The following is a 4656-nucleotide window of genomic DNA, read 5'->3' as shown; positions in this document are numbered from 1 at the left end:
TCCGATGATGTGGCGGGCGGTGGCGTTGGACACGTCGTTCCACAGGTAGATCGAGGACAGCCGATTGACGTCCTGCAGGCTGACCGCATCGCGGATCTGCCCGGTCAGTTCGCTGAGCCGGCGCGCGCAGCCGGCGCGATAGATGCCGGTGTTGCCCACCGTCGGTGCATGCGCGGGCATGCGTGCGGTAGCGCCCAGCGCATCGCAGCTGCGGTCGGTGAACACGGTCTGGCCCTGGGCGTTGGTGCAACGGTTGACGCGCTGCGCCTGTGCCGACGCCGGGTTTGGCAGGCACAGGGCGCACAACAGGGGCAGGAGGAGTGCTTTCATTGCAGCAGCGTAGCGGTGCCAGCGTTATCTGCAAGCGATTTGAGCGTGCTTCAAGGGCGCAGCAGCTTGAGCACCTGGGTGGTTGGCTTGGCCAGGTTGAGCGTGTAGAAATGCAGCCCCGGCGCGCCACCGGCGACCAGCCGCTCGCACAGTCCGGCGACCACCTCGGCACCGAACGCGCGCACCGATTCGGCATCGTCGCCGAAGGCCTGCATCTTCCGGCCGATCCAGCGCGGGATCTCCGCACCGCACTGCTCGGAGAACCGGCGAAGCTGGCTGAAGTTGGAGATCGGCATGATTCCCGGCACGATCGGCACCGTTACCCCGAGCTTGCGCACCGCGTCGACGAAGTGGAAGTACGCATCGGCGTTGAAGAAATACTGGGTGATCGCCGCGTCCGCGCCGGCGTCGATCTTGGTCTTGAAGTGCTTCAGGTCCAGCAGCGCGTCGTTGGCCTGCGGATGGGTTTCGGGGTAGGCGCCCACTTCGATCCGGAACGCGTCGCCGTGCTCGGCGCGGATGAAGCTGATCAGGTCCGAGGCGTAACGCAGGTCGCCGGGGTGGCCCATGCCCGACGGCAGGTCACCGCGCAGGGCGACGATGCGTCGGCAACCGATCGCGCGGTACAGCTTGAGCAGTTCGCGGATCTCTTCGCGGCTGCCGCCCACGCAGGACAGGTGCGGCGCGGCCTCGAAACCGTGGTGCTGCTTGAGATGGCGGACGGTTTCGGAGGTGTAGCTCAAGGTCGAGCCGCCGGCCCCGAACGTACACGACACGTACTCGGGCGAGAAGGCCTTGAGCTTGCTCGCGGTACGGTCGAGCTGGGCGCGCTGCTCGTCGGTCTTGGGCGGGTAGAACTCGAAGCTGATGGCGGTCATGGCGGCGGCGGCGACGGGTGTGGGGATATCATATCGCTTCATCGCGATGAATGTAAAAAATAGGCTATCGGGGATTGGCCGCCGGGTCGACCGGTTACCCTTTGCGCCTGTTCTGGCTGCCGCGTTCCCCATGTCCATCATCCTTACCGAATTCGCCCGTCCCCGCTTGTTCCCGCGTACCCCACGCGGCAACACCCTCCAGGATTGCACCGCCGAGCAGTTCCAGGCGCATCTCAACACGCACGCGCCGCTGAAGGTGCTTGATGGCTATGCGCCGTTCTGCAAGCTGTTCGTCTACGACAACTGGACCTCCACGCGCTGCCTGACCGTGCCGATCACCGACGCCAACCGCCACCAGCTCCACACCGGCTACGAGGCGCGCAACCGCAACGAGCTGCCGGTGCTGGTGCGCTGGTTCGAGGGCGTGGAGTCGCCGCGCGCGAACTACCTGGTGGTGATCCTGTACAGCGCCGGACAACTCGCGCTGGAAGGCTCGCCGATCGATGCAGACTGGGGCATCGTCGGCTGCATCTACACCGCCGAGCCGGAAGAAGTGCCGATGGCGCCGATCACCATGATGCGCAACGCGCTGGGGGTGGACGAGGGCGGTTCCGGGGTGCCATTGGACCGCGAGGCCTACCAGCGTGCGGTGGCGTTCTGGGAGCGCAACGCCAACTGGCGGCCGTAACCGCCCTGCCCGGGTAGAGCCACCCCATGGTGGCTGCACGCGGTGCCGGTGCGAGACGCCGCCACGCATGGCGTGCCACTCCGGGTCTATCAGGCGTCGACCGGGATGCCCATGCGCTGCAGCATCGCGGCGAATGCGGCAACGTCCTCCGGCGGCGCCGCCAGGGCGATGCGCAGCGGCGAAGCCGCCAGGCCCAGCGCATCGGTGGTGATGGCATCCAGGTGCAGCACCAGTGCGCCGGCCGGGAGCTGCGCAGACTGGATGCCGCCGTAGGCCGAGCGTGCCTGCGCGTGCAGGCAGACATGCACGCCGTCCAGGCCCAGGGCGATGTCCTGCGCATCGGGATGCTCGGCCTTCTGCAGCAGCAGGTAGCGGCGGGTGTCGTGTTCGTGGTCGGCCAGGCCGGCCAGCAGCACGCCGTCGTCCGCGCCGACGTGGATGACGGTGGCGATGAACTCAGGCATGCGCTGGGGTTTCTTCAACGGTTGGAACGGCCAAGGTCCACTCCCACCACGGGTAGTGGTACTCGCGGTCGGTGGCAAGCCAGTGCGCCGAGCAGTCCACGCAGGTGACCGAACGCGCTTCACCCCATCCACCCTCGGCTTCACCTACCGCATCGATGACCACGTGCCCGCGGGTGGCCTCGCGGCGCGGATCGAAGAACGGGTAGTGCGGATACAGCGCGCACAGGCAACCTGCCCGATCCCGCCAGAAGCGCAGCCGCCGCAGCGCGAACTGCAGGTGATGGTTGTTGGCGAACACTGCACCGCCCAGCCCGATGTGTGCGGTAGCGCGCCCGATGCGTTCGACCCACGGCGCAAGCGCGTCCAGTTCGGCCGGATCGCGGAGCTGGGCGATGGCGCAGGCAGCGCTGTAGATGCGGTCGGGGTCCGACGACAACAGCGCCTGCAGGTGCTGGGCGCCGGGTCCTTCGGTAGGGGCCGCTGGCGCCCGGGAGAAGGGCCAGCGCATCAGCGGGTCCTACCGATGGCGGCATAGCTGCCATCGGTGAGCTGCAGCAGGTCGGCCGGTGCCACTGCGACCTCCAGCCCACGCCGGCCGGCGCTCACATGCAGCGTGGGCAGCGCCTGCGCGCTGGCATCGAGGAACGTGCGGTGCTTTTTCTTCTGCCCCAGCGGGCTGATCCCGCCGACCAGGTAGCCGGTGGCGCGCTGTGCCTGCTCCACGTCGGCCATCTCGCACTTCCTGCAGCCGGCCGCTTCGGCCAGCGCCTTCAGGTCCAGCGTGCCGCTGACCGGCACGATCGCCACCAGCAGTTCGTGCTTTTCGGTGCTGGCCAGCAGGGTCTTGAACACCTGCGCCGGGTCCAGCCCGAGCTGCTGCACCGCTTCGCCGCCGTAGGAGTCGGCATCGGGATCATGTGGGTAGGACAGCACGCTGTGGGTGATGCCGTGCTTCTTGAGCAGGTTGATGGCCGGGGTCATGGGGGCATCGTAACGCGGTGCGGGCCGGCTGCCTTGACCGGGGCTACTGCGATCGCGGCGATAATGGCGGCGTTCCCGTCTGGAAAGATCCCATGCGCCTCTCTGGTCAATGCAACGCGCTCAGCTTCGACAGTGATGTGGCGCGCGGACCGTATCCCCCGCAGGGGTTTGTGTCGATCGCGGAAGGCGCGCTTGGCAACGGCGATTGTTTCGGGCTGTATTGGCCGTTGGGGCGTGAGGGAGATGCGCCTTTCGTCTGCGAGATGTTCCATGACGAATGGCGTATGGAACTGCGCCATTCCTCGGTGCAGGTGTTCTCGCACTGGCTGGAATTGAACGAGGGCGAGTATGGCGAGCATGAGGTCGAAGATCCCGGTTCGCCAACCGAGCAGTTCGAGCAGGCGCGCGCGCAGGTGCTGGCGGGGCAGGTCGAGCAGGCCATTGAACTGCTGCGCGCAGCATGCGCCGCGTTCCCGGAGCTTCAGCAGGGCTGGGCGCTGCTGGCAAGCCAGTACATGCGGCAAGGGCAGCGCGATGCGGCGATCGATGCGGCACGTTCGGCCGTGCTTGCCAACTGGGCATTTGGCATTCCCGAGCCCGGGGTGCTGCGCATTCTGCGTGCTGCCCCGGCGAGCATCGACCCGGTGATCGCCCTGGTGCAGCGGATGGGCTTCGCCTTCGGCGGCGCCAAGACCAATCCGGATTACGCGCTGATGCAGGCCTGCATCGACGAATGCTGGGCCGCCGGTAATGCCCTGACGGCGCTGCGACTGTCGCAGAACCGCTGCTACGTGCTTGCTGGCGAAACGGTGTCTTTCCAGGAACGGGAAGGATTCACGCTGTCGCGCTGGCAGGCGGACTTCGCCGGGCAGTGTCAGGCCGTCCTCAACGACGACCGCAGGTGTTTCGGCCAGGACTGAGGGAATGCCACCACGAAAACGGGCGCCTTTCGGCGCCCGTCTGTTTTTCAACGCAACCGGATCGGCAGGCCGATCAGTAGCGGTAATGCTCCGGCTTGAACGGACCTTCCACCGGCACGCCGATGTAGTCGGCCTGTTCCTGGCTCAGGGTGGTCAGCTTCACGCCGATCTTTTCCAGGTGCAGACGCGCCACTTCCTCGTCCAGCTTCTTCGGCAGCAGGTACACCTTGTTCTCGTAGCTGTCCTTGTTCGCCCACAGGTCGATCTGCGCGAGCGTCTGGTTGGCGAACGAGTTGGACATCACAAAGCTCGGGTGGCCGGTGGCGCAGCCCAGGTTGACCAGGCGGCCTTCGGCGAGCAGGAAGATCGCGTTGCCGTTCGGGAACACGTACTTG

General features: G+C 66.7%; 8 protein-coding genes. 2 read left to right on the top strand and 6 right to left on the bottom strand.

Annotated elements, in window-relative coordinates; all coding sequences use genetic code 11:
• Together ACXJKH_RS15365 and metF are read right to left on the bottom strand one after the other, a co-directional pair.
• A partial coding sequence (locus tag ACXJKH_RS15365; RefSeq protein WP_457320557.1) for a DUF4124 domain-containing protein occupies nt 1–330 on the bottom strand: 330 nt, incomplete at its 3' end.
• Nucleotides 331–380: 50 nt separating this feature from the next.
• Nucleotides 381–1208, bottom strand: coding sequence for a methylenetetrahydrofolate reductase [NAD(P)H] (gene metF / locus ACXJKH_RS15360; protein WP_457320559.1), 828 nt, complete (start codon nt 1206–1208; stop codon nt 381–383).
• A 130-nt stretch (nt 1209–1338) separates the two neighbouring features.
• On the opposite strand from metF, the gene ACXJKH_RS15355 reads away from it, so the two are divergent.
• Nucleotides 1339–1896, top strand: a complete 558-nt coding sequence (locus tag ACXJKH_RS15355; protein WP_457320555.1) for a DUF3228 family protein — start codon at nt 1339–1341, stop codon at nt 1894–1896.
• Nucleotides 1897–1985: 89 nt separating this feature from the next.
• Here the strand turns inward: ACXJKH_RS15355 and ACXJKH_RS15350 are convergent, their stop codons facing one another.
• Genes ACXJKH_RS15350 through ybaK form a run of 3 tightly spaced genes read right to left on the bottom strand, consistent with a single transcriptional unit; the run spans nt 1986 to nt 3341 of the window.
• Nucleotides 1986–2360, bottom strand: a complete 375-nt coding sequence (locus ACXJKH_RS15350) for an Imm10 family immunity protein (protein WP_256774922.1) — start codon at nt 2358–2360, stop codon at nt 1986–1988.
• Nucleotides 2353–2868 (bottom strand): hypothetical protein, encoded by a 516-nt coding sequence (locus ACXJKH_RS15345; protein ID WP_457320552.1) that lies wholly within the window; start codon nt 2866–2868, stop codon nt 2353–2355. The genes ACXJKH_RS15350 and ACXJKH_RS15345 overlap by 8 nt, the downstream gene beginning before the upstream one ends.
• Nucleotides 2868–3341, bottom strand: coding sequence for a Cys-tRNA(Pro) deacylase (gene ybaK / locus ACXJKH_RS15340; RefSeq protein ID WP_457320550.1), 474 nt, complete (start codon nt 3339–3341; stop codon nt 2868–2870). Before ybaK ends, ACXJKH_RS15345 begins: the two co-directional genes overlap by 1 nt.
• A 17-nt stretch (nt 3342–3358) precedes the next feature.
• Here ybaK and ACXJKH_RS15335 point away from each other — a divergent pair, with 17 nt between their 5' ends.
• Entirely contained in the window at nt 3359–4261 is a 903-nt protein-coding gene (locus ACXJKH_RS15335; protein ID WP_457320548.1) for a tetratricopeptide repeat protein, read from the top strand.
• A 73-nt stretch (nt 4262–4334) separates the two neighbouring features.
• Here ACXJKH_RS15335 and ACXJKH_RS15330 read toward each other — a convergent pair.
• Nucleotides 4335–4656, bottom strand: a 322-nt coding sequence (locus tag ACXJKH_RS15330; protein WP_457320546.1) for an adenosylhomocysteinase, incomplete at its 5' end; no start/stop codon positions are given.

This window comes from Stenotrophomonas sp. P5_B8, assembly GCF_054049855.1.
Note: the sequence above shows the minus strand (reverse complement) of the source record. Positions and strands in the feature narration are given on the sequence as shown.

Coding starts and splice junctions, on each gene's coding strand:
- metF (WP_457320559.1), bottom strand. CDS start 1,208: ATGACCGCCATCAGCTTCGAGTTCTACCCGCCCAAGACCGACGAGCAG.
- ACXJKH_RS15355 (WP_457320555.1), top strand. CDS start 1,339: ATGTCCATCATCCTTACCGAATTCGCCCGTCCCCGCTTGTTCCCGCGT.
- ACXJKH_RS15350 (WP_256774922.1), bottom strand. CDS start 2,360: ATGCCTGAGTTCATCGCCACCGTCATCCACGTCGGCGCGGACGACGGC.
- ACXJKH_RS15345 (WP_457320552.1), bottom strand. CDS start 2,868: ATGCGCTGGCCCTTCTCCCGGGCGCCAGCGGCCCCTACCGAAGGACCC.
- ybaK (WP_457320550.1), bottom strand. CDS start 3,341: ATGACCCCGGCCATCAACCTGCTCAAGAAGCACGGCATCACCCACAGC.